This is a genomic window from Streptomyces sp. 3MP-14, assembly GCF_006334905.2.
Lineage (GTDB): Bacteria > Actinomycetota > Actinomycetes > Streptomycetales > Streptomycetaceae > Streptomyces > Streptomyces triticirhizae.
Map to the genome: position 1 here is coordinate 83,967 of NZ_VDLZ02000021.1, position 22,446 is coordinate 106,412.

General features: G+C 75.2%; 22 protein-coding genes. 15 read left to right on the top strand and 7 right to left on the bottom strand.

Translation table 11 applies throughout. The annotated features are described in order from the left end of the window. Positions 1-56: 56 nt before the first annotated feature. Complete coding sequence (locus FH609_RS28200) at positions 57-998, bottom strand: M56 family metallopeptidase (RefSeq protein ID WP_139673984.1); 942 nt, start codon at positions 996-998, stop codon at positions 57-59. 92 nt (positions 999-1,090) lie between these two features. Then, positions 1,091-1,657 (bottom strand): DUF5134 domain-containing protein, encoded by a 567-nt coding sequence (locus tag FH609_RS28205; protein WP_139673981.1) that lies wholly within the window; start codon positions 1,655-1,657, stop codon positions 1,091-1,093. A 193-nt stretch (positions 1,658-1,850) separates the two neighbouring features. Between FH609_RS28205 and FH609_RS28210 the strand changes: the two genes are divergently transcribed. Both FH609_RS28210 and FH609_RS28215 read left to right on the top strand, forming a co-directional pair. Then, a complete protein-coding gene (locus tag FH609_RS28210; RefSeq protein WP_139673979.1) occupies positions 1,851-2,411 on the top strand; it encodes a GNAT family N-acetyltransferase in 561 nt (186 codons plus the stop codon). Between the two features lie 68 nt (positions 2,412-2,479). Continuing rightward, the gene (locus FH609_RS28215) at positions 2,480-3,205 is read left to right on the top strand and encodes a GNAT family N-acetyltransferase (protein WP_139673977.1); all 726 of its coding nucleotides are present in this window, start codon (positions 2,480-2,482) and stop codon (positions 3,203-3,205) included. A 2-nt stretch (positions 3,206-3,207) separates the two neighbouring features. On the opposite strand, the gene FH609_RS28220 is transcribed toward FH609_RS28215, so the two are convergent. After that, positions 3,208-3,900, bottom strand: coding sequence for a glycerophosphodiester phosphodiesterase (locus FH609_RS28220; protein WP_139673974.1), 693 nt, complete (start codon positions 3,898-3,900; stop codon positions 3,208-3,210). A 112-nt stretch (positions 3,901-4,012) separates the two neighbouring features. On the opposite strand from FH609_RS28220, the gene FH609_RS28225 reads away from it, so the two are divergent. The 3 genes from FH609_RS28225 (at position 4,013) to FH609_RS28235 (ending at position 7,357) form a co-directional block, all read left to right on the top strand. Then, positions 4,013-5,410, top strand: coding sequence for a DUF6421 family protein (locus tag FH609_RS28225; RefSeq protein WP_139673971.1), 1,398 nt, complete (start codon positions 4,013-4,015; stop codon positions 5,408-5,410). Between the two features lie 70 nt (positions 5,411-5,480). Beyond that, the gene (locus FH609_RS28230; protein WP_193318091.1) at positions 5,481-6,260 is read left to right on the top strand and encodes an SDR family oxidoreductase; all 780 of its coding nucleotides are present in this window, start codon (positions 5,481-5,483) and stop codon (positions 6,258-6,260) included. Continuing rightward, positions 6,239-7,357 (top strand): threonine aldolase family protein, encoded by a 1,119-nt coding sequence (locus tag FH609_RS28235; RefSeq protein ID WP_405379139.1) that lies wholly within the window; start codon positions 6,239-6,241, stop codon positions 7,355-7,357. Before FH609_RS28230 ends, FH609_RS28235 begins: the two co-directional genes overlap by 22 nt. A gap of 90 nt (positions 7,358-7,447) precedes the next feature. Here the strand turns inward: FH609_RS28235 and FH609_RS28240 are convergent, their stop codons facing one another. Next, positions 7,448-8,164: a lysophospholipid acyltransferase family protein gene (locus FH609_RS28240; RefSeq protein WP_139673965.1), complete on the bottom strand. Its 717-nt coding sequence runs from the start codon at positions 8,162-8,164 to the stop codon at positions 7,448-7,450. Positions 8,165-8,411: 247 nt separating this feature from the next. Here FH609_RS28240 and FH609_RS28245 point away from each other — a divergent pair, with 247 nt between their 5' ends. The 3 genes from FH609_RS28245 to FH609_RS28255 all read left to right on the top strand — a co-directional run bounded on the left by FH609_RS28245 (position 8,412) and on the right by FH609_RS28255 (position 10,782). After that, positions 8,412-8,753 carry a TlpA family protein disulfide reductase gene (locus FH609_RS28245; RefSeq protein ID WP_139673962.1) on the top strand — a complete coding sequence of 114 codons (342 nt, stop codon included), beginning with the start codon at positions 8,412-8,414 and terminating at the stop codon, positions 8,751-8,753. A gap of 175 nt (positions 8,754-8,928) precedes the next feature. Continuing rightward, complete coding sequence (locus tag FH609_RS28250; RefSeq protein WP_139673959.1) at positions 8,929-9,723, top strand: electron transfer flavoprotein subunit beta/FixA family protein; 795 nt, start codon at positions 8,929-8,931, stop codon at positions 9,721-9,723. A 96-nt stretch (positions 9,724-9,819) separates the two neighbouring features. Beyond that, the gene (locus FH609_RS28255) at positions 9,820-10,782 is read left to right on the top strand and encodes an electron transfer flavoprotein subunit alpha/FixB family protein (protein WP_139673955.1); all 963 of its coding nucleotides are present in this window, start codon (positions 9,820-9,822) and stop codon (positions 10,780-10,782) included. A 107-nt stretch (positions 10,783-10,889) separates the two neighbouring features. Here the strand turns inward: FH609_RS28255 and FH609_RS28260 are convergent, their stop codons facing one another. After that, a complete protein-coding gene (locus FH609_RS28260; RefSeq protein WP_122185686.1) occupies positions 10,890-11,102 on the bottom strand; it encodes a hypothetical protein in 213 nt (70 codons plus the stop codon). Positions 11,103-11,301: 199 nt separating this feature from the next. Here FH609_RS28260 and FH609_RS28265 point away from each other — a divergent pair, with 199 nt between their 5' ends. The 5 genes from FH609_RS28265 (at position 11,302) to FH609_RS28285 (ending at position 16,149) form a co-directional block, all read left to right on the top strand. Next, positions 11,302-12,591 carry a DUF6986 family protein gene (locus tag FH609_RS28265; protein WP_139673952.1) on the top strand — a complete coding sequence of 430 codons (1,290 nt, stop codon included), beginning with the start codon at positions 11,302-11,304 and terminating at the stop codon, positions 12,589-12,591. Positions 12,592-12,634: 43 nt separating this feature from the next. Beyond that, on the top strand, positions 12,635-13,600 hold the full coding sequence (locus FH609_RS28270) for an ROK family protein (protein ID WP_139673949.1): 966 nt from the start codon (positions 12,635-12,637) through the stop codon (positions 13,598-13,600). 26 nt (positions 13,601-13,626) lie between these two features. Continuing rightward, a complete protein-coding gene (locus tag FH609_RS28275; protein ID WP_139673946.1) occupies positions 13,627-14,649 on the top strand; it encodes an NUDIX hydrolase in 1,023 nt (340 codons plus the stop codon). A 127-nt stretch (positions 14,650-14,776) separates the two neighbouring features. Further along, on the top strand, positions 14,777-15,469 hold the full coding sequence (locus FH609_RS28280; RefSeq protein WP_319789628.1) for a class F sortase: 693 nt from the start codon (positions 14,777-14,779) through the stop codon (positions 15,467-15,469). A gap of 125 nt (positions 15,470-15,594) precedes the next feature. Further along, a complete protein-coding gene (locus tag FH609_RS28285; protein WP_139673943.1) occupies positions 15,595-16,149 on the top strand; it encodes a hypothetical protein in 555 nt (184 codons plus the stop codon). Between the two features lie 87 nt (positions 16,150-16,236). Here FH609_RS28285 and FH609_RS28290 read toward each other — a convergent pair whose 3' ends face one another. Beyond that, on the bottom strand, positions 16,237-17,613 hold the full coding sequence (locus tag FH609_RS28290) for a dipeptidase (RefSeq protein ID WP_139673941.1): 1,377 nt from the start codon (positions 17,611-17,613) through the stop codon (positions 16,237-16,239). 224 nt (positions 17,614-17,837) lie between these two features. On the opposite strand from FH609_RS28290, the gene FH609_RS28295 reads away from it, so the two are divergent. Beyond that, entirely contained in the window at positions 17,838-19,088 is a 1,251-nt protein-coding gene (locus tag FH609_RS28295; protein WP_139673938.1) for a geranylgeranyl reductase family protein, read from the top strand. Here the strand turns inward: FH609_RS28295 and FH609_RS28300 are convergent. Then, positions 19,046-19,864, bottom strand: a complete 819-nt coding sequence (locus FH609_RS28300; RefSeq protein WP_139673934.1) for an AfsR/SARP family transcriptional regulator — start codon at positions 19,862-19,864, stop codon at positions 19,046-19,048. The genes FH609_RS28295 and FH609_RS28300 overlap by 43 nt on opposite strands. Positions 19,865-20,159: 295 nt before the next feature. On the opposite strand from FH609_RS28300, the gene FH609_RS28305 reads away from it, so the two are divergent. Continuing rightward, positions 20,160-22,424, top strand: coding sequence for an MMPL family transporter (locus FH609_RS28305; protein WP_193318090.1), 2,265 nt, complete (start codon positions 20,160-20,162; stop codon positions 22,422-22,424). Positions 22,425-22,446 lie beyond the last annotated feature (22 nt).

The window sequence follows — 22,446 nt, forward strand, 5'->3', positions numbered from 1 at the left end:
CGCACCGCGAACCACCAGCGGGGCGGCCCCACGGCCCGGCGCCGGGCCGGCCCCGCTCAGCCGGTCAGCGCGCTCAGCCCCGGGGCGAACGCCACCAGCAGCGGAACGAGCGGCACCAGCGTCACGGCCGCCGTCAGCCGCAGCCGGCGGGCCGGGGTCAGCCGGCGCTCCGGCTCCAGCAGGCGGTTGACCCGCCGGGGAACGTCCCCGTGCTCGGCGTGACAGCCGAACACCCCGCGCTCCTCGTTCATCCCCACCAGCGCCAACGCCGTCGTCAGCCGGCCGAACCGGCGGGACGCCATGTCGTCGGCGCTCAGCTCCACCAGCCGGTGCACCTGCGCCTGGAACGCGGCGAAGACCGGGACCCGGGGGAAGCCGCCTGCCAGCGCCCCCGCACAGTGCTGGAGCCAGTGGTGCCGCGCCCTGGCGTGGCCGTGCTCGTGCGCCAGCACCGCGTCCAGCTGCCGGCGGTTCAGCCGCCGCAGCGCCCCCGTGGTGATCACCAGCTGCGGGGGCGAACCCGGCAGCAGCCAGGCGTCGGGCCGCTCGTCCTCCCAGATCACCAGCGGCTCGGCCGAACGGGCCGCCTCACCCGGCAACAGCGGCGAACGCGCCAGCAACTCCGCCCGCCTGCGTCGCCGTTGGGCCCTCGCCCGGCGCACCTCCCGGGTCAGCGCCACCGCCGTCCACAGCCCGCCGCAGGCCAGCGCCAACGCCACCGCCGCCGCCCAGCGGTCGCCCGCCGGGTGCAGCGCGTAGGCGTCCACCACCTGCGCGGGCGCCGGCGCGAACACCCCGCCGCGCACCGTTCCCCAGCCGGCCGCGCCCGACAGCGCCATCGCAAGCACGCAGCACAGCAGCACGGCCGCCACCACGCACTGCCACATCCACAGGGCCAGCACCGGCTCCCGGTCGGCCCACGCGCCCCGCGCCAACACCCGGGGCGCCACGGCGGCCGTCAGCCCACCGAGCACGAGCAACGTGATGGTGATCACCATGCGTTCAGCCTAGAGCGCCCGCCCGGCCGCCACCCAGCGCGCGGTCGCCGGCGTGATCAACGCCTCACCGCCAGCGCCCCGCCAGCGCCCGCTCACATCACCAGCACCATCGCCACCATGCCCAGCGTCAGCGCCAACCGACAGGCCACCGCCACCTCGTCCTCGCCCGCCCCGAGCCCGACGTCTCCCGCGCCCCGTTGCGCCGTCCCCGCCGGCACCAGCCGGGGCGCGGTGCGCAGCGCGTACAGCGCGCAGTAGACCAACAGCGCCCCCGACAGCACCGGCACGCCGGCGGGCGCCGCGCCCGAAGGCCCGCCGTGCGCCGCGTGCGCCCCCGCCGCGCCACCCATCGCCAGCGCCATGTAGAGCATCCCGGCGCCCTCGACCGCGTGGTGCGCCCGGTGCCGCGCGCGCAGCCCCAGCGGCAGCGCCGCGCCCAGGACCGTCGTCGCGCTCACCGCCACCAGCACCCCGGCCGGCGCCGCAGGACCGCCCGCCATGCCCGCCGCCATCAGCGCCATCGCCAGCCCCATCGCCCCCTCCAGCGCCCGCCCCTGCCGCCCGCCCGGCGGCAGCCGCCGCAGCCGGCCCAGGCAGTAGCAGCCCGTGCCCCCGCAGACCCCGACCACCAGCCAACTCACCAACTCGGGCCCGCCCATCGCCCCTCCTCCGGTCGCGTGGTCGCTCACCCGCGGAGGCCGCTCGTCCGTGCGGCCGCCCACCCGCGAAGGCTGCCCGCCCCGCCGCCCGCCCACGGCGGCGCACGGGGGCGCGGGGGCGCGCGGCCGGGCCCGGCGGGACCCTGCGGACACGGCCGAGGAACGGCCGAGGAACGGCCTAGGATGGTCGGCCGTGACGACGACGGCGGATCTGGTCTTCAGTACGGCGAACGCGGCGGACATCCCCGAGGTGGTGGCGCTGGTGGAGTCCGCCTACCGGGGCGAGGCCAGCCGGGCCGGCTGGACCACCGAGGCGGACCTGCTGGACGGCCAACGCACCGACCCCGAGGGCGTGCGCGAGCTGATCGACGATCCCGAGAGCCTGCTGCTGACCGCGCTCAGCGGCGGGGAACTGGTCGCCTGCTGCCACCTCCAGCGCCGCGCGGCCACCGGGGGCGCCGCCGGCGCGGTGGCCGCCTACTTCGGGATGTTCGCCGTCCGCCCCGGCCTCCAGGGCGCCGGCCTCGGCCGCCGCGTCCTGGCCGAGGCCGAGGCGCGGGCGGCCCGGGACTGGAGCGCCGCCTCGATGGTGATGCAGGTGGTCTCCGCCCGCGCCGAGCTGATCGCCTGGTACGAACGGCGCGGCTACCGCCTCACCGGCGAACGCCTGCCGTTCCCCTACGGCGACGAGCGCTTCGGCCTCCCGCTCCGCGACGACCTGGACTTCGCCGTCCTGGTCAAGCCCCTGGGCTGAGCCGCGCGGCGGCGACTCCGCGCGCAATCCCTTCGCCAGCCGCGCACCCCGCCTGCCAGGATCGGCCCATGCCGATCGACCCGCTGCTCTCCGAAGTCCGCGCCCGGTGGACGAGTTGGGCCCGGGTGCCCGTCTCGTTCCCGCCGGCCGGGCCCCCGAGCGTCGCCGTCTCGCCGGAGTCCGGGCTGTGCCCGCCCGGCTGGGTCGGGGTGGTCGCGCTGGGCGGATCGGCGATCGCCACCGCGCCGGACGAACGGGCCGCCGCCCTCGTGCGCGACGCCCTGGCCCGGCTGCCCCCGGCGGCCGTCACCGACCCGGCGGCCGTCCGCCGGGCGCTGCCCGTCGCCGAGCTGCTGGGCCCGGCCGCGCTGGCGTATCTGGCGGCCGCGCGCTTCCGGCCCGTGGGGGCCGGGGCGCCGGCCGTCGAGCGGCTGCCCGCGCGCCATGACGCCCTGCGGGAGCTGGCGGAGTCGGCGGGGCCACAGGAGGCGGGCGAGGCCGATGTCGGCGGGGTCACCTCGCCGGCGTTCGTGGTCAGCGAGGCCGGCCGGGTGGTCGCGGCCGCCGGCTACCAGCTCTGGCCGGGCCGGGTCGCCCATGTCAGCGTGCTGACCGACCCCGGGTGGCGCGGGCGCGGGCTGGCCAGGGCGACGGGCGCGGCGGCGGTCGCGCACGCGCTCGCCGCCGGCCTGCTGCCGCAGTGGCGGGCCCGGCCGCCCGCGTCCCGGCGGGTGGCGGCCGCCCTCGGCTTCGAGGAGCTGGGCGCCCAACTCAGCGTTCGGCTCGCCGAGTAGCGTCAGTCCGCCCGCCTCTCCTCCCGGGCCGCCCGGACGATCTCGGGCCGGTCGGTCACCACCCCGTCGAGCCCCAGCCCGCGCGCCCTGGCCAGCTCCTCGGCGGTGTTGACCGTCCAGGTGATCACGCTCAGCCCGGCCGCCCGGCAGCGCGCCACCACCTCGGCCGTCAGCCACGGCAGTTCGCACGAGACCAGCCCGCAGCCCAGCGCCGCCGCCCGTTCCGGCGCCGTCGCCGTCGACTCCCCGGTCACCAGGCCGAGCGGCACGCCCGGCAGCTCGTCGGCGAACGCGGCGAGGGCGGCGTCGTGGAACGAGATCACGGTGACCCGCCCCGCCAGCCCGTGGCCGGCCACGAAGCCCGCCAACTCCCTGGCGGCGGCCGTGTCCTTGATCTCCAGCTGGAGGTGCCCTTCGACCTCCGCCACCACCTCGGCCAGCGTCGGCACCCGCTCGCCCAGCCCCGCGTCCAGCCGGCGCAGCTCCGCCAGCGACAGCTCGGCGATCGCGCCGGTCCCGTCCGTGGTCCGGTCAACCCGCGCGTCGTGCATCACCACCAGCGCGCCGTCCCGACTCAGGTGCAGGTCCAGCTCGACGGCGTCGAGCCCGGCCCGCCGCGCGGCCCGGAACGACCGCAGCGTGTTCTCCGGCTCGACCCCCATCAGCCCACGGTGTCCCACGGTCAGCAGCGCCATGGCCGCCACCCTAGCCAGCGGCCCCACCGGGCTCGTCGGGGGCCCGGTTGATCGGCCCCCACCCACCGGATACCGTGACTCTTACCGAATATTCTTCCGTGAAGGGTGGGACATGACGGAAAGTCTTGCGTCAATCGCAACGATGAGCGATGAATCGCCGGAACGCCGTGTGATCGCTCATCCCGCCTGGCCGGTCCTCAAGAGCGCCGTCGCCGCGATCCGGCCGGCGCAGGCCAAGGACGGCTCGATCGACCTGACCGCCGAAGGCGCCCCGGACCGCGCCGAGTTGGGCCGCCACATCGAGCGGATCGTCGACTCCGTCGAGCGGCTTGCGCCGCTGCTCCCGCACGACGCGGACTACCACCGGGCGCTCGTCGCCGACCTCCGCCGCTGGGCGGAGCAGGGCTTCGGGGTGCCCGACTTCCTCGACTCGCTGCTCGCCTTCCAGCCGACCGCCCCCCGCGTCGACGGCCGCCAGCACCTGGTCGTCTTCCCCATGTACACGCAGAACGGCAACCCCGACCGCAACCTGGAGGCCGTCGTCCTGCGCGTCGTCTGGCCCGACTGGCTCGCCGAGCTGGAGCGCACCCGCTACGACAACCCGCTCTTCCTCGGCATCACCTTCGAGGACTTCACCGACGGCTACGACACCAACTCCGCCGTCCTCTTCCCCGAGACCATCGCCGTCCGCGAGGCGCCCGCCCGCTTCTCCTGGGGCGGCATCTTCTGCGACCGGGAGGCCGCCCGCTTCCGCCGCGTGGTCGGCGCCGCCTGCGAGGTCACCAGCCTCACCCTCCCCGAGGAGGCCCAGGGCCTGGTCACCGACCAGCACCGCTGCCAACAGACCTTCGTGCTCTGGGACCTGATCCACGACCGCACCCACAGCCACGGCGACCTGCCGTTCGACCCGTTCATGATCAAACAGCGGCAGCCGTTCTGGATGTACGGGCTGGAGGAGCTGCGCTGCGACCTCACCGCCTTCCACGAGGCCGGCCGGCTCGCCGAGGACGGCTACCCGCAGGGCCGCGACGTGCAGTACGCCGTGCTGCTCGACCGCCTCTTCCGCTTCCCCGTCACCGGCGCCCGGGTGCGCAACTACGACGGGCTCGGCGGCCAGCTCCTCTTCGCCTACCTCCACCAGCACGACGCGCTGCGTTGGCGCGACAACCGCCTCACCGTCGACTGGGCCCGCGCCCGCGAGGTCACCACCGCGCTCCGCGAGGAGATCGAGACCCTCTACCGGCGCGGCATCGACCGCCCCAAGATCGTGCACTGGCTCAAGGCGTACGACCTGGTCGCCGCCCACCTCTCCCCGCACCCCGGCTCGGTCTGGGCCAAGGGGCCCGAGGCGCTCGACCTCACCCTGCCGCCCCGGAAGCTGGTGGACGAGGTGCTGCCGGACGAGTTCCCGCTGAGCCTCTTCTACGAGGCGCTGGCCCGCAAGCTCCGTAAGGTGATCGAGTCCACCCGGGGCATCACCGCCGAGCGGGCCGGCAGCCAGGCCGCCTGACCGGAGCGGAACGCCGCCGGGCACCATGGCTTTCGGCCATGGCTTTCGACGAGGAGGCGAGGAGTCGAGGATGAACAGCCCCATCACCGGAGAGACCCCGAGAGCCGGCGGCGCACTGGAGGGCGCGGTGATCGCGGTCGCCGGCGCCGGCGGACCCGCCGGGCAGGCCACCCTGCTGCGGCTGGCCCAGGCCGGCGCCACCGTGGTCGCCGCCGACGCCGACCCGGCGCGGCTCGCCGAGGGCGTCGACGCCGCCCGCTTCGCGCACGGCGGCGCGACCGTCGTCGGCGACACCGTGGACCTGCTGAGCCTCGAATCGGCCCGCGCCTGGGCCGAGAAGACCGAGCGCGAGTTCGGCCGGATCGACGGCCTGGTCCACCTCGTCGGCGGCTGGCGCGGCTCGGCCGGCTTCGCCGAGACCGACCTCGCCGACTGGGACGCGCTCCACGACCTGCTGGTGCGCACCGTCCAACACACCTCGCTGGCCTTCCACGCCCCGCTGGCCCGCTCCGGCAACGGCCGCTTCGTGCTGGTCTCCGCCGCCGGCGCCAGCCGCCCCACGGCGGGCAACGCCGCCTACGCCGCCGCCAAGGCCGCCGCCGAGGCGTGGACCCTGGCCCTGGCCGACGCCTTCCGCAAGGCCGCCGAAGAGGACGCCCCGCCGCCCGCCGCCGCCACCGTCCTGGTGGTCAAGGCGCTGGTGACCGACGCCATGCGGGCCGAGAAGCCGAACGCGAGGTTCGCCGGCTTCACCGACGTCACCGAACTCGCCGACGCCGTCAGCCGGCTGTGGACCACCCCGACCCAGGAAGTGAACGGAAACCGCCTGTGGCTCACCCCGAAGCCCTGACCGACCAGCCCGACCAGCCGCCCGCCGGGAACGACCAGCCCACGCAGGCGCGCCGCCACCACGACCCCGGGCTGCGCGGCTTCGCCTCCGACAACTACTCGGGCGCCCACCCCGAAATCCTCGCCGCCCTCGCCCTGGCCAACGGCGGCCACCAGCCGCCCTACGGCGCCGACGCCTACACCAGCCATCTCGGCGAGGTCTTCCGCCGCCACTTCGGCCCGCGCGCCGAGGTCTACCCGGTCTTCAACGGCACCGGCGCCAACGTCGTCGGCCTCCAGGCGTTGACGGACCGCTGGGGCGCGGTGATCTGCACCGCCAACGCCCACATCCACACCGACGAGTGCGGCGCCCCCGAACGGGTCGGCGGCCTCAAGCTGTTGCCCGTGTCGGCGCCGGGCGGCAAGCTCACCCCCGAGCTGGTCGCGACCGAGTCCTTCGGCTTCGACGACGAGCACCGGGCCACCCCGCAGGTCGTCTCGCTCACCCAGAGCACCGAGCTGGGCACCGTCTACACCCCCGAGGAGATCGCCGCCGTCGCCGAGTTCGCCCACGCCAGGGGGATGGCCGTCCACCTCGACGGCGCCCGGCTGGCCAACGCGGCGGCCGCCCTCGACCTGCCGCTGGCCGCGTTCACCACCGACGTCGGCGTCGACGTGCTCTCCTTCGGCGGCACCAAGAACGGGCTGCTCTTCGGCGAGACCGTCGTCGTGCTCGCCCCCGAACGCGTCCGCTCCCTGCTCCACATCCGCAAGCTGTCCATGCAGCTGGCCTCCAAGACCCGGTTCCTGTCGGTCCAGTTCGAGGCGCTGCTCGCCGGCGACCTGTGGCTGCGCGGCGCCCGGCACGCCAACGCGATGGCCCGGCGGCTGGCCGACGGCGTCGCGACCGTCGAGGGCGTGGAGATCTGCCATCCCGTGCAGGCCAACGCGGTCTTCGCCCGGCTGCCCAGGGAGGCCAGCCTGCGGCTGATGAAGCACTACCCGTTCTACTTCTGGAACGAGGCCGCAGGCGAGGTCCGCTGGATGTGCTCCTACGACACCACCGAGGAGGACGTGGAGGGCTTCCTCGCCGCGCTCCGCGCCGAGTTGGCCGCCTGAACCGTGCCGCCGCCCCCGCCGACCCGCGTCACCCGGGGGCGGCGCGCCCGTCCCCCGGACCGGCCAGTCCGCGGGGCCGGCCCGGCGTCCTCAGGCCAGCCCGCCGGCCGGCGGCGGGGCCGTGCCGCCCAGGTGCGCCGGCAGCCACCAGGCGTCCTCGGGCTTCTCCGGCTTGTCCGGATACGAGCTCTGCGCCGCCTCCAGCAGCTCCTGGACCCGCTCCCGCAGCCGCTCCGTGAGGCCGGCCGCCGACTCCCCGGGCTCGGCGGTCAGCGGCGCGCCGATCCTGATGCTGATCGGGATGTGGTTGCGCCGCAGCTCCCGCTTGCGGCCCTTGGTCCACAGCCGCTGCGTCCCCCACAGTGCCACCGGCAGCAGCGGCACCGCCGCCTCCTGCGCCATCCGGGCCGCGCCCGACTTGAACTTCCGCAGCGTGAACGACGGCGAGATCGTCGCCTCGGGGAAGACGCCCACGATCTCGCCCGAGCGCAGCGCGTCCAGGGCCGGCGCGAACGCCTGGTCCCCCCGCACTCGGTCGACCGGGATGTGTTTCATCGCGCGCATCAGAGGCCCCGACACCCGGTGCCGGAACACCGACTCCTTGGCCATGAAGCGCACCAGCCGCTTCGCCGGCCTGGCGGCGAACCCGGCGAAGACGAAGTCGAGATACCCGATGTGGTTGCTGGCCAGCACCGCGCCCCCCTGCCGGGGCACATGCTCCTCACCCACGATGTCAAAGCGCAGGTCGAGCACCTTGAACATGGTCCGTGCGGTGGCGATCACCGGCGGGTACACGAACTCTGGCATCTGCGGAACCTCTTTTTCGAAGTGGCAACCTACGCCACCGTAACTTCCGGGGACGCCCGATCGTGCCCGAAAGCCGGGGGATGCGCCACCCCCCGCCACCCCGGCCGACGCGTATCGGCCGCCGATCCGGCAACGGCGGCGGGGGAGTTGGGGCGGGCCGGAAACCGCGGCGCCCGGGAAGAAAATCCCGCCCCGGCGGGCTGTTCCCGAACGGGGCCGGCACGGCCCCCGGAGAGCGGGGAGTTCCATGATCGACGAACACCGGCCGGCGCCCGACCGGTTGGACGCTGCGACGCTGGGCGCCGAGGCGCTGGGGGAGCGGGCCACCCTGGTCCAGTTCTCCACGGCGTTCTGCCAGCCGTGCCGCGCCACCCGCGCCGTGCTGGCGGACGTGGCCGCCGTGGTGCCCGGCGTGACCCACCTGGAGATCGACGCCGAGTCCCGCCTCGACCTGGTGCGCGCCCTGGGCGTCACCGCGACCCCCACCACGCTGGTGCTCGACGCGGCCGGAGGCGTGGTGCGGCGGGCGGTGGGGCAGCCTCGACGCGTGGACGTGATCGCGGCGCTGGGCGCGGCGATCGGGGACTGACGGGCGACCGCGCGAAGGCCACGGAACCACAACGGGGTCGAGGGGCCGGCGCGTTGGCCATGTCACAGTGCGACATGCTTGCCCGAGGGGGATACCCTCTAGTGTACTGGCGAGTAACTACCGGGTTGATCTTGCCAGTGCCCGTTGCGGACCGACTAGCTGTAGGAGAGCCGGCGTGAGCTTGAAGATCGTTGTCTGTGTGAAGTACGTACCCGACGCGACGGGCGACCGCGGCTTCACCGAGGACCTGACCACCGACCGGGACGCCGTGGACGGCCTGCTGTCGGAGCTGGACGAGTACGCCGTCGAGCAGGCCCTGCGGATCGCCGAGAACGCCGGGGACGGGGACGACGCCGAGGTCACCGTCGTGACCGTCGGCCCCGAGGACGCCAACGACGCGCTGCGCAAGGCGCTGTCGATGGGCGCCGACAAGGCCGTCCACGTCGAGGACGAGGACATCGTCGGCAGCGACGTCTTCGCCACCTCGCTGGTGCTGGCCAAGGCCGTCGAGCACGTGGGCTACGACCTGGTCGTCTGCGGTATGGCCTCGACCGACGGCGCCATGGGCGTGCTGCCGGCGCTGCTCGCCGAGCGGCTCCGGGTGCCGCAGGTGACGCTGCTGTCCGAGTTGTCCGTCGCCGAGGGCAAGGTCACCGGCCGGCGCGACGGGGACGCCGCCACCGAGCGGCTCGAGGCCGCGCTGCCGGCCGTCGTCTCGGTCACCGACCAGTCGGGGGAGGCCCGTTACCCCTCGTTCAAGGGGATCATGGCGGCCAAGAAGAAGCCGGTGGAGAGCCTCGACCTGGAGGACCTGGAGATCGAGGCCGAGGAGGTCGGCCCGGCCGGCTCCCGGACGAAGGTCGAGTCGGCCACCCCGCGCCCGGCGCGCACCGCCGGCGAGATCGTCACCGACGAGGGCGACGGCGCCAAGAAGCTGGCCGCCTTCCTCGCCGAGCGCAAGTTCGTCTGACGTCCTCCGACGTCCTCCGACGCGCCGCCGGGCGACGCCCCGGGCGACCGCCCCTTCCGACCGCCGCTGTTCGCATCCCGCTGGAGAAACGTTCCCATGGCTGAAGTCCTCGTCCTCGTCGACCACGTCGACGGCTCCGTCCGCAAGCCCACCCTGGAACTGCTGACCCTCGCCCGCCGGCTCGGCGACCCCGTCGCCGTCCACCTGGGCCCCGGCGCCGAGGCCGCCGCCGCCGTGCTCGGCGAGCACGGCGCCACCCGCGTCCTGGCCCTGGACGCGCCCGAGTTCGCCGACTACCTGGTGGCGCCGAAGGTCGACGCCCTCCAGGCCGCCGTCGCCGCCGTCTCCCCGGCCGCCGTGCTGGCGCCCTCCTCGCCCGAGGGCAAGGAGATCGCCGCCCGCCTCGCGCTGCGCATCGACGCCGGCCTGCTGACCGACGCCGTGGACGTCACCGCCGGCGACGAGGGCCCGGTGGTGAGCCAGTCGGTCTTCGCCGCCGCCTACACCACCACCTCCCGGGTCACCGAGGGCACCCCGGTGATCACAGTCAAGCCCAACGCGGTCGCGCCCGAGCCGGCCCAGGCCGCCGGCGCCGTCGAGGAGCTGTCGGTCTCCTTCGGCCCGCTGGCCACCGGCACCCGGGTCGTCTCCCGCACCCCGCGCGAGTCCACCGGCCGGCCCGAGCTGACCGAGGCCGCGATCGTGGTCTCCGGCGGACGCGGCGTCAACGGCGCGGAGAACTTCGCGGTCATCGAGGCCCTCGCCGACTCCCTGGGCGGGGCCGTCGGCGCCTCCCGCGCGGCGGTCGACGCCGGCTGGTACCCGCACTCCCACCAGGTCGGCCAGACCGGCAAGACGGTCTCGCCGCAGCTGTATGTCGCCGCCGGCATCTCCGGCGCCATCCAGCACCGGGCGGGGATGCAGACGTCGAAGACCATCGTGGCGATCAACAAGGACGCCGAGGCGCCGATCTTCGAGCTGGTCGACTACGGCGTCGTCGGGGACCTCTTCGACGTGGTGCCCGCCCTCACCGACGAGGTGAAGGCCCGCAAGGGCTGAGCCTCGCGGGCCTTCACGGGTCGGGTCCTCCGGTTGTGGTCCTGATCGGTTGTGGTCCTGATCGGTTGTGGTCCGGTGCGGCGCCGGCTCGGCGCCGCACCGCACCGTCAGGTGACGGTCGCCGGCGTCGCCGACACCCGCCTTCGTCGCAGCCGCCAGCCGGCGGCCCCGGTCCGCACCGGCTCGGGCGCCGGCGTGGCGCGGCGAGCCGCGCGACGCATGTCGGCCTCCCACTCCGGGACGGCCGGCGGCGGACCGCTGCCGTTGTCCTCGTTCCACTGACCTATCACCAACGCGGCCAGCAGGTGGTGGTACTCCATGGTGGTCTCCTCAGCTCCGAGGTCGTGGCGGATCTCCTCCGCCGACCACCAGCCTCCGCGACGGCGTTTACGGCACCTTTGCCCGGTGATCAACCCTCCATGGCGATCCGTCGTCGGCCGATGAACGTCATGTGACGCCGAACGCCCCGTGTTGCGTCGGATCGCACCCGACCCCCGACCGTCCCGAGAGGGGCCCCACATGACCCACGGCGCCGAGGCCGACCGCAGCCTGCCGCCCGCCGTCCACGCCGAGCTGGACGCGGCCCTCGCCGACGTCGACGCCGAGCTGGCCCGGCGCTACCCGGGCGACGCCGGCACCCGCCAGCCCGTGCACACCGTCTATGTCCCCGCCGACCGCCACACCGCCACCACCCCCGCCGACTGGGGCCGCGCCGCCCTGGACCTCCTCGACCAACACGCCCCCGACGCCGCCGCGTTCGCCGCCGCCCTCGACCTGCCGCCCGGCGCGGCCGACGACCTCCTCGCCCGGGTGCGCGCCAAGCTCGCCCACGAGCCCGTCGAGGACCTGCGCCTCGACTTCGAGGACGGCTTCGCCCCGCGCCCCGACGCCGAGGAGGACGCCGTCGCCACCGAGGCCGCCGCGCATATCGCCGCCGCCCACGCCGAGGGCCGGGGCACCCCGTTCGTCGGCATCCGCTGCCAGTCCCTGGAGGCGCCCGTCCGGGACCGCGCGCTGCGCACCCTCGACGTCTTCCTCACCGCGCTGCTGACCCACGGCCCGCTGCCCGAGGGGCTCCGGCTGACCCTCCCCAAGGTCAGCCACCCCCGACAAGTCGCCGCCATGGCCCGCCTGTTGACCGCGCTGGAGGACGCCCTCGGCCTGCCCGAGCGCCGGCTGCGGTTCGAGATCCAGATCGAGACGCCCCAGGCCGTGCTCGGCCCCGACGGGCTGGCCACCGTCGCCCGCCTCATCGACCACGGCGAGGGGCGCGTTGACGGGCTGCACTACGGCACGTTCGACTACAGCGCCGCCCTCGGCATCAGCGCCGCCCACCAGGCGCCCGACCACCCGGCCGCCGACCACGCCAAGGCCGTGATGCAACTGGCCGCCGCCGGCACCGGGGTGCGGCTCTCCGACGGCTCCACCCAGGTGCTTCCCGTCGGCCCGACCGAACAGGTCCACGCCGCCTGGCGCACCCACCACCGGCTCGTCACCCGCGCCCTGGCCCGGGGCTACTACCAGGGCTGGGACACCCACCCCGGCCACCTGCCCACCCGGTACGCCGCCGTCTACGCCTTCTACCGCGCCGGGCTGCCGGACGCCGCCGGCCGGCTCGCCGACTACGCCGCCGGCACCCGGGGCGCGATCCTCGACGAGCCGGCGACGGCCCGTGCGCTGGCCGGGTTCCTGCTGCGCGGCCTGCGCTGCGGCGCGTTCACCGAGCCGGAGGTGACCGGGCGCACCGGGCTCACCGTGGAGCGCCTGACGCACTACGCCGCGCCCCGGCCCACCCCCGGCGGCCGATGATCGGACTGGACAACCGTGCTCCCACCGACCAGGCTTTCCGCTCATGACCACTGATCTTGTCGCCGCCGTTGACATCGGCGGCACCAAAATCGCCGGTGCCCTGGTCACCGGCGAAGGGGAACTGCTCCACCGCACCCAACGCCCGACCCCGGCCAGGGAGTCGGCCGCCGACGTGCTGCGAGCCGTGACCGATGTGGTCACCCACCTCACCGAGACCGCCGACTGGTCCCGGGTGCGGGCCCTGGGCATCGGCAGCGCCGGCCCGCTGGACGCCAGGCTCGGCACCGTCAGCCCCGTCAACATCCCCAACTGGCGGGAGTTTCCGCTCGTCGAGGGCGTGCGCAAGGTCGTCGGCGAGCTGCCGGTGACCCTCGTCGGCGACGGCGCCGCCATCGCCGCCGGCGAGCACTGGCGCGGCGCCGCCACCGGCCGCCGCAACGCGCTGTGCATGGTGGTCTCCACCGGCGTCGGCGGCGGACTGATCGTCGACAACCGGCTCTACGCCGGCCCCACCGGGAACGCCGGCCACATCGGGCACATCAGCGTCGACTTCAACGGCGACCGCTGCCCCTGCGGCGGTCGCGGCTGTGTGGAGCGGATCGCCAGCGGGACCAACATCGCCCGGTACGCCCTGGCGGCCGGCTGGCGCCCGGCCACCCCCGAGGGCGACGCCACGACGGCCGGGGTGTCGGCGGCCGCCGCCGCCGGCGACCCGATCGCCCTGGAGGCGTTCGACCGCGCCGCCCGCGCCCTGGCCGCCGGCATCGCGGCCACCGCCACCCTGGTCGAGCTGGAGACGGTGGTGATCGGCGGCGGCGTCAGCCAGGCGGGCGAGGTGCTCTTCGCGCCGGTGCGGCGGGCGTTGGCCGAGTACGCCACGCTGCCCTACGTCCAGGGCATCGACGTGGTGCCGGCCCAACTCGGCACCGACGCCGGCCTGGTGGGCGCGGCGGCGGTCAGCTGGCAGGAGAGCGGGACGTTTTTGCCCCGGGGTGCAGCGGGCAACTGACACCTGGGCGACGAAGGAGGGGGTTCGTGATCATCTGGCTCAACGGCGCGTTCGGCGCCGGCAAGACCACGGCCGCGCACGAACTGCTCCATCTGCTGCCAGGCAGCACCCTGTTCGAGCCGGAGCGCATCGGCGACCAGCTGCGCGGGATGCTGCCCAAGGAACGCCTCGCCGAGGTCGACGACTACCAGGACCTGCCGTCGTGGCGGAGCCTGGTGGTCGACACGGCCTCGGCGCTGCTGTCCGAGTTGCCCGGGCCGTTGATCACGCCCATGAGCCTGCTGAGCCAGGCGTACCGGGACGAGATCTTCGGCGGCCTCGCCGCCCGCCGCATCCCGGTGCGGCACTTCCTGCTCCAGACCGAAGAAACGTTCCTCCGCGCGCGGATCGACCAGCGGGCCGCCGTCGACGGCGACGCGGTCCGCACCCGCTGCCTGGACCGCCTCGCCCAGTACGACGCGGCCCTCTCCTGGCTCGCCGACGACGCCCACCCGGTCGCCGCCTCCCGGCTGACGCCCCGGCAGACCGCCGAGGCGCTCGCCGAGGGCGTCCGACGCGGCGACGGCGCCTGCGCCATCGTGCAGACCGCCCCGCCCCGCGCCGAGACCCTGGCCGCCGGCGTCCTCTTCTTCGACGAGCACGGCCGGGTGCTGCTCGTCGACCCCACCTACAAGCCCGGCTGGGAGTTCCCCGGCGGCGTCGTCGAGACCGGGGAGGCGCCCACTCTCGCCGCCGCCCGCGAGGTCGTCGAGGAACTCGGCCTCACCCTGGACGTCGAGCCCCGCCCCCTCGTCGTGGACTGGGAACCGCCCCGCGACCGTGGCTTCGGCGGCGTCCGGCTGCTCTTCGACGGCGGGGTGCTGCCCGCCGAACGGCTGGAGCGGCTCCTGCTGCCCGACGACGAACTGCGCGACTGGCGCCTGGTCACCGAGGCCGAGGCCGAACAGCTGTTGGACGCCCGCCGGTTCCGCCGGCTGCGCGCCGCGCTGCGCGCCCGCGCCCTCGGCCGCCCCCTCTATCTGGAGCGCGGTCACCCGATCGGCGCCTGATCCACCCCGGGCCACCGCCGAACCGAGGGGCCCCGACCCCGCCAGGAATCGCGCGCCAGGCGCCGCCGCCCTAGCGTGGTGCCGACGGCCCCGACACGGGGGAGGACTCCCACGGGCGGTGACCCCCATGCGTCTCGCGGAGCATCAGCCCGACCCGCGCCACCCGCACGACCCCTGGCCCGAACTCCCGCCCGACGAACCCATGGGCTGGGGGACCCGCGCCGCCTTCGGCCTGATGGCCGGCACGGTCGCGCTCGGGGTGACCATGATGGTCGGCGCCGTCCACGGCACCGAAGGGCCGCCCCAACCCGCCGCCACCGGCGCCGCCAGCGCCCCGCCCACCGGCGCTGCCCTCGACCCGCTCGACCACGCCGAACCGACCTGGGTCACCATCCCCGCCATCGGCGTCGACGCGCCGCTCACCTCCGTCGGCCTCGACCCCGAGGGCTGGGTCGACGCCCCGCCGCAGGAGGTCGACAACCTCGCCGGTTGGTTCCGCGACGCCGCCTCGCCCGGCGCGGCCGGCACCGCCGTCCTCGTCGGCCACGTCGACAACGCCGAAGGCCCCGCCGTCTTCTACGGCCTCGGCGAGCTGAACCTCGGCGACACCGTCGACGTGGTCCGCGAGGACGGCCTGGAGGTCACGTTCACCGTCTACGAGACGGCGGTCTACGACAAGGACCAACTCCCCGAGCGGGTCTACCGCGACACCGACCGCCCCGAGCTGCGCGTCATCACCTGCGGCGGCGCCTTCGAGCCCGAGACCGGCGGCTACCGCGGCAACGTCGTCGTCTACGCGACGCTCACCGGCGCCCGGTGACGCGGGCGGCCCGCCGCTCACCCGTTCGCTCCCGCTGGGGTGTTGACGCCCCGCCCTCGTGATTAGGTCAGGCAAGGGGTGAGATACCGCACCATCCAGCGCATTCGCGACAAAGGAGTCCCCTGATGAGCAGACTACGGACCGCGCTGGCCGCCGCCGGGCTCGGCGCCACCGTCACCCTGGCCGCCGCCCCGGCCGCCCTCGCCGTCGACGACCCGGCGCCCGCGCAGATCGTCGACTTCGGCTACAGCGTCTCCCCGGGCACGGTCCGCCCCGGCGGCGCCGTGGACCTCACCGTCACCGGCTGCACCGAGTACGAGGCGACCGCCGAGTCGCCCGTCTTCGACCGCGTCGTGCTCGGCGTCCCCGGCGAACTCCAGAGCGCCCGCACCACCGTGGACACCGACGCCCGCCGGGGCGCCCAGTACGACGTGATCTTCTCCTGCGGCCCCCAGACCGCGGCCGCCCGGCTGGCCATCTCCCCGGCCACCACCCCCACGTCCACCGCGACGCCGACCACCACCGCCACCGCGACCGCCAAGCCAAGTCTCGGCGCGCAGGCCGGCGTTGGCGGCACCCAGTCCGGCATCGCGCCCATGGTGCTGGCCGGTGCCGGCCTCACCATCGCCTCCGTCGCCGGCGGCGCGATGCTCGTGCGACGCCGCGCCTCCCGCCACTGACCCCGGCCGCCGCGCCCGCCCCACCAGCCCGGTCCGCCCGGGCCCGTTCGACCGGCCCGGTCCGCCCGCCGCGTCTGCCCGGCCCGTTCAGCCGGCGAGCGACGCCGCGTACCGCGCCAGGAACAGCGCCTCCGCCACCGACATCCGCTCCAACTCCTCCGGCGAGACGCTCTCGTCCACCGCGTGGATGCGCGCCGCCGCGTCGCTCAGCCCGATCATCACCACCTCCGCCTCCGGATACAGCGCGCCCAGCGTCGCCGTCAGCGGGATCGAACCGCCCTGCCCCACCACCGCCATCTCCGCGCCGTCGTAGGCGTCCCGCATCGCCGAGGCCATCGCCGCGTACGCGGGGCTGGTGACATCCGCCCGGAACGGCTGCCCCTCGCCCGTCCGTTCGACCGAGACCCGCGCCCCCCACGGCGCCCTGGCCCGCAGATGCGCCTCCACCAGCGCGCTCGCCGCGCCCGGCGCCATCCCCGGCGGCACCCGCAGCCCGAGCGCCGCCCGCGCCCGCGCCTGCACCGAGGGCGTCGCGCCCACCACCGGCGGGCAGTCGATGCCCATCACCGTCAACGACGGCCGCGCCCACAGCCGGTCGGCGACCGAGCCCGAGCCGATCAGCCCCACCCCGTCCAACACCCCGGCGTCCGCCCGGAACGCCTCCTCCGGATACGCCGTGCCGCCCCAACTCCCGCCCACGTCCAGGCCGTCCACGGCCAGCGCGCCGTCCGCGTCGAACAGCGAGTCCAGCATCCGCACCAGCGCCGCCAGCGCGTCGGGCGCCACCCCGCCGAACGCGCCCGAGTGGAGATTGCCCGCGAGGGTCTCCACCGTCACCTCCAGCGTGGCCATCCCGCGCAGACTGGCCGTCACCGTCGGCTGCCCCGCCCGGACGTTCCCCGTGTCGCCGATCACGATCACATCGGCCGCCAGCAGCTCCGGATGCTCCCGCGCGTACCGCTCCAGGCCGCCGGTGCCCTGCTCCTCCGAGCCCTCGACGATCACCTTGACCCCGACCGGGACCCCGCCGCCCGCCCGCAGCGCGCGCAGCGCCAGCAGGTGCATCAGCACGCCGCCCTTGCAGTCCGCCGCGCCCCGCCCGTACCAGCGCCCGTCCCGCTCGGTCAGCTCGAACGGCGGCGAGGACCACGCCGCCTCGTCCAACGGCGGCTGCACGTCATAGTGCGCGTACAGCAACACCGTTGGCGCGCCCTGCGGCCCCGGCAACTCCCCGTAGACCGACTCCGTGCCGTCCGGCGTCTCCAGCACCCGCACGTCCGGGAAGCCCTCCGCGCGCAGCGCGTCCACGATCCACCGCGCCGCCGCCCGGCACTCCTCGACCGGGAACTGCCGGGCATCGGCCACCGAACGGAACGCCACCAGCTCGGCCAACTCGTCCCTGGCCCCCGGCAGGGCGGCGGCGACCGAGGCGGCGACGGCGGCGTGCTGCGGACTGTGCGGCATGGAACTCTCCTTTGACGGGCGCCCGGCGCCCGGAACGACCCCTCGTGCGGCACCGACGCACGACACCCGGTACCCGATGTCCGAACATCGGTGCGGCCGATGATGGCACAGCGCACTGACAACGCCCCGACGCGGCCGTAAACCCGCAGACCATCCCCGGTGCCACCGCACTAGGATGCTCAGCGGCCAGGCAACAGAACCGTATCGGGGAGCACGGGCACATCGTGAGCAGCGACAACGAAGCCGAGGACCGAACCGTCTGGGACGTCGTCGTGGTCGGTGCCGGGCCCGGCGGATCATCCGCCGCCCGCGCCGCCGCCGAGGCCGGCCGCCGGGTGCTGCTGCTGGAGAAGGCCGAACTGCCCCGCTACAAGACCTGCGGCGGCGGCATCATCGGCCCCAGCCGCGACGCGCTGCCGCCCGGCTTCGAACTGCCGCTGCGCGACCGGGTGCACGCCGTCACCTTCTCGCTCAACGGCCGGCTCGCCCGCACCCGCCGCTCCAAGCGGATGCTGTTCGGGCTGGTCAACCGCCCCGAGTTCGACCAGCGCCTGGCGCAGGCCGCCGTCAAGGCCGGCGCCGAGCTGCGCACCGGCGTCACCGTCTCCCGCGTCGAACAGCACGGCCCGGCCGTCCCCGACCGGCGCACCGTCGCCGTCGTGCTGGCCGGCGGCGAGATCGTGCTGGCCCGCGCCGTCGTCGGCGCCGACGGCAGCGCCAGCCGGATAGGAGCACACGTCGGCGTCCGCCTCGACCAGGTCGACCTGGGCCTGGAGGCGGAGATCCCCGTCCCGCCCGAGGTCGCCGGCGACTGGCGCGGCCGCGTCCTGATCGACTGGGGCCCGCTGCCCGGCTCCTACGGCTGGGTCTTCCCCAAGGGCGACGTGCTGACCGTCGGCGTCATCTCGGCCCGGGGCGAGGGCGCCGCCACCAAGCGCTACCTGGAGGAGTTCATCGGCAGGCTCGGCCTGTCCGGCTTCGAACCCGCCGTCTCCTCCGGCCATCTGACCCGCTGCCGCACCGACGACTCCCCGCTCTCCCGGGGCCGCGTCCTGGTCTGCGGGGACGCCGCCGGACTGCTGGAGCCCTGGACCAGGGAGGGCATCTCCTTCGCGCTGCGCTCCGGGCGGCTCGCCGGCCAGTGGGCCGTGCGCATCGCCGAGGCCCCCGACGCGGTGGACGCCCGCCGCCAGGCGCTCAACTACACCTTCGCCATCAAGTCGGGGCTCGGCGTGGAGATGGGCGTCGGCCGCCGGATGCTGACCGCGTTCTCCCAGCGGCCCAGGCTGCTGCACACCACCCTCGTCGGCTTCCGCCCCGCCTGGGCCGCGTTCACCCAGATCACCCGCGGCTCCACCACGCTCGCCGGCCTCGTCCGCACCCACCCCATGGCCCGCCGCGCGCTCAGCGCCCTGGACCGACGCGCCGCCGCTCAGGAGGCCAGCGCGGAGCCGGGGAGCAGGCCGGGGGAGTGACCGGCATCCCGGCCGGGGGCCAACTCGGCCGCCAGCGACGGGTCCTGGCGCAGCATCCGCTGGTGCAGGGCCCGTAGCTCCGGCCCCGGATCGCAACCCAGCTCGCGCGCCATCCGCCGCCGCGTCTCCTCGTACGTCACCAGCGCGTCCGCCGACCGGCCGCTCCGGTACAGCGCCAGCATCAGCAGCCACACCAGCCGCTCCCGCAACGGATGCACCGCGACCTGCCGCATCAGCTCGTGCACGCACTCGTGGTAACGGCCGCGCTCCACCAGGCTCTCCAGCCGCGTCTCCAGCACCAGCAGCCGCTTCTCCGCCCACCGCCGGCGCTCGGCCGCCAGCAGCGGCCCGTCGAGCCCCTCGGCGAACTCTCCACGCCACAGCGCCTCGGCCCGCGCCGCCAACTCCTCGGCGTGCTCCGGGTCCCCGGCGTTCCTGGCGGCCACCGCCCGCGCCAACAGCGCCCGCCGCTCACCCAGATCGTCGATCGCCAGCCCGGTCAGCACATAGCCGCTGCCGGTCCAGCGGGGGCCGGCCTCCTCGCCCAACGCGCGCCGGATGCCGGACACATACTTCTGCACCAGGTTGCGCACCCCGCCGGGCACGTCCTCGCCCCACACGGCGTCCACCAGCGCCTCGAACGTGATCGGCCGGCCCTCCCGCAGCAACAGCACGGCCAGCACCGCCCGTTGCCTGGGCGGCCCCAGCGGCAGCTCACGGCCGCCGCGCAACACCCGGATCGGCCCTAGCAGTTCCCCTCGCACAGCCTCCGCCATGCGACGAGCGTAACGCGCCCCCGCTCCACGCCGGGGGCGCGCGCACCATCCCGCGCCCGCCCCGCGCACCGCGCCCGCCCCGCGCCCGTTTCCCCGCGCCCCCGGCGGGAACGCTCCAGCCGTTCCTCCGCCGGCCCGGCCCCACCCGCCGGCGAGCCCTCGCGGGGGTCTTTCAGTGCCCCTTCCAGCGAACGTTCCAGCGGACCTTCCAGCGACCGGTCAGCGCGCGGTCAGTGCCTGGTCAGCGCCGCGCGGCACCGTGGCGGCAGCTCACCCTCCAGGAAGGTACGACCCCGTGAAGGCACCGCGACCCGCTCCCGCCGGAGCTGGCCCCCTGCACCGCCTCGGCCGCCTCGCCGTGCGCTGGCCCGGCACGATCCTGCTCGTCGCCGCCGCGCTGCTGCCGCTGCTCGGGCTGTTCGGGGCGGGCGCCCCCGGCGCCCTCCAACTCGCCCGCTGGGACGCCCCCGGCACCGAGTCCGTCCGCGTCCAGGAGGTGCTGCGCGAGCAGTACGGCACCGGCAACCCCAACCTCGCGCTGCTGGTCACCGCCCACACCGGCGACGTCGACGACCCAGAGACCGCCGCCGCCGGCCAACGCGTCGCCGACGAACTCGCCGAGCACCCGATGGTCACCGACGTCACCGCCTACTGGACCGACCGCGACGCCGCCCTGCGCGCCGACGACGGCGCACGCGCCCTGATCCTCGCCCGCCTGGAGGGCGACGCCACCGAGACCCGCGCCGAACTCGCCGACCTCTCGCCCCGGTTGACCCAGGAGAACGACCTGGTCAGCGTCGCCGTCGGCGGCCAGGAGGAGGTCTCACGGCAGGTCGGCGAGCAGGCGACGGCCGACTTCCTGACCGCCGAACTCATCGTGCTGCCCACCGTCACGCTGCTGCTGGCCCTGGTCTACCGGCGCACCGTCGCCGCCCTGGTCACCGTCGGCATCGGCCTGTTCAGCGTCCTCGCCACCCTCGCCGGGCTGCGGCTCATCGCCCAGTTCACGCCCGTCTCCACCTTCGCCGCCAACCTCGCCCTCGTGCTCGGCCTCGGACTCGGCATCGACTACTGCCTGTTCGTCATCAACCGCTACCGCGAGGAACGCGCCGCCGGGCTGCCCACCGAGGCCGCCGTCACCCGCGCGGTCGCCGTCGCCGGCCGCACCGTGATCTTCAGCGGCGTCACCGTCGCCATCTCCCTGGCCGCCCTGCTGGTCTTCCCGTTCTTCTTCCTCAGCTCCTTCGCCTACGCCGGCGTGCTGGTGGTGCTCGCCTCCGTCGCCGGCGCCACGCTGGTCCTGCCGGCCGCCCTCGCCCGCTTCGGCCACCGCTTCGAGGCGCCGGCCGGCGGCCAACGGGCCGCCCGCTGGTGGGAGGGCGCCGCCCGGTTCGTGCTGCGCCGGCCGCTGGTCACCGGGCTGGCCGCGCTCGGCGTGCTGCTGCTGGCCGCGTCCCCCGTCCTCGGGCTCCGCTTCGGGCTGCCCGACCAACGCACCCTGCCCGAGGGCACCTCCAGCCGCGTCGTCGCCGAGGAGACCGCCGAACACTTCACCGCAGAACCCACCGACACCCTCTTCGTCGTCACCGAACCCGGCGCGCGCCCCGACGCCGACCAGACCGCCCGCTACGCCGCCGAACTCTCCCGCCACGCCGGGGTGTTCCACGTCGTCTCGCCCGCCGGCACCCACCGCGACGGGCAGCTGACCGAGCCGCCGGGGGAGGCCGCCGCCGACCTGACCGGACCCGACGGCTCCGTCCTGCTGACCGTGGTGCCCACCCAGACGGCCATGGCCGGCGACGTGCCGGGGCTCGTCGCCGACCTGCGGAACGTCCCCGCGCCCGTGCCGACCGAGGTCGGCGGCTACCCGGCCGAGACCAGCGACTTCCGCTCCGTGCTGCTCTCCCGCGTGCCGCTGCTGGCCGCCCTCGTCCTGGTCGCCACCGCCGTGGTGCTCTTCCTCCTCACCGGCAGCGTCCTGCTGCCCGTGAAGGCGACCCTCCTCAACCTGCTCAGCCTCGGCGTGATGTTCGGCGCCCTGGTGTGGATCTTCCAGGACGGCAACCTCTCCGGCCTCCTCGGCTTCACCCCCACCGGCTCCATCGAACCCAGCATCCCCATGCTGATGTTCTGCGTCACCTACGGCCTGTCCATGGACTACGAGGTCTTCCTCCTCTCCCGCATCGCCGAGGAACACCGCCGCACCGGCGACACCCACGCCGCCGTCGTCGCCGGCGTCCGCCGCACCGCGCCCCTCATCACGGCCGCCGCCGGCATCCTCGTCGTCACCTTCGCCACCTACGCCACCAGCGGCGTCGTCTTCCTCAAGGAACTCGGCATCGGCACCGCCCTGGTGATCCTCGCCGACGCCACCCTCATCCGCACCGTGCTGCTGCCGGCGTTCATGCGGCTGGCCGGCAACGCCAACTGGTGGGCCCCTCGCCCGCTGCGCACCTTCCACGACCGGTTCGGCCTCAGCGAGGAGCCGCCGCCCGCCCCCGCCCCGCGACAGGAGGCGCCTACCACGGCGGGAGTAGCGGCGGGGCCGCCGGTCGGCTGACGCCCGGGGCGGACGGCGGCCG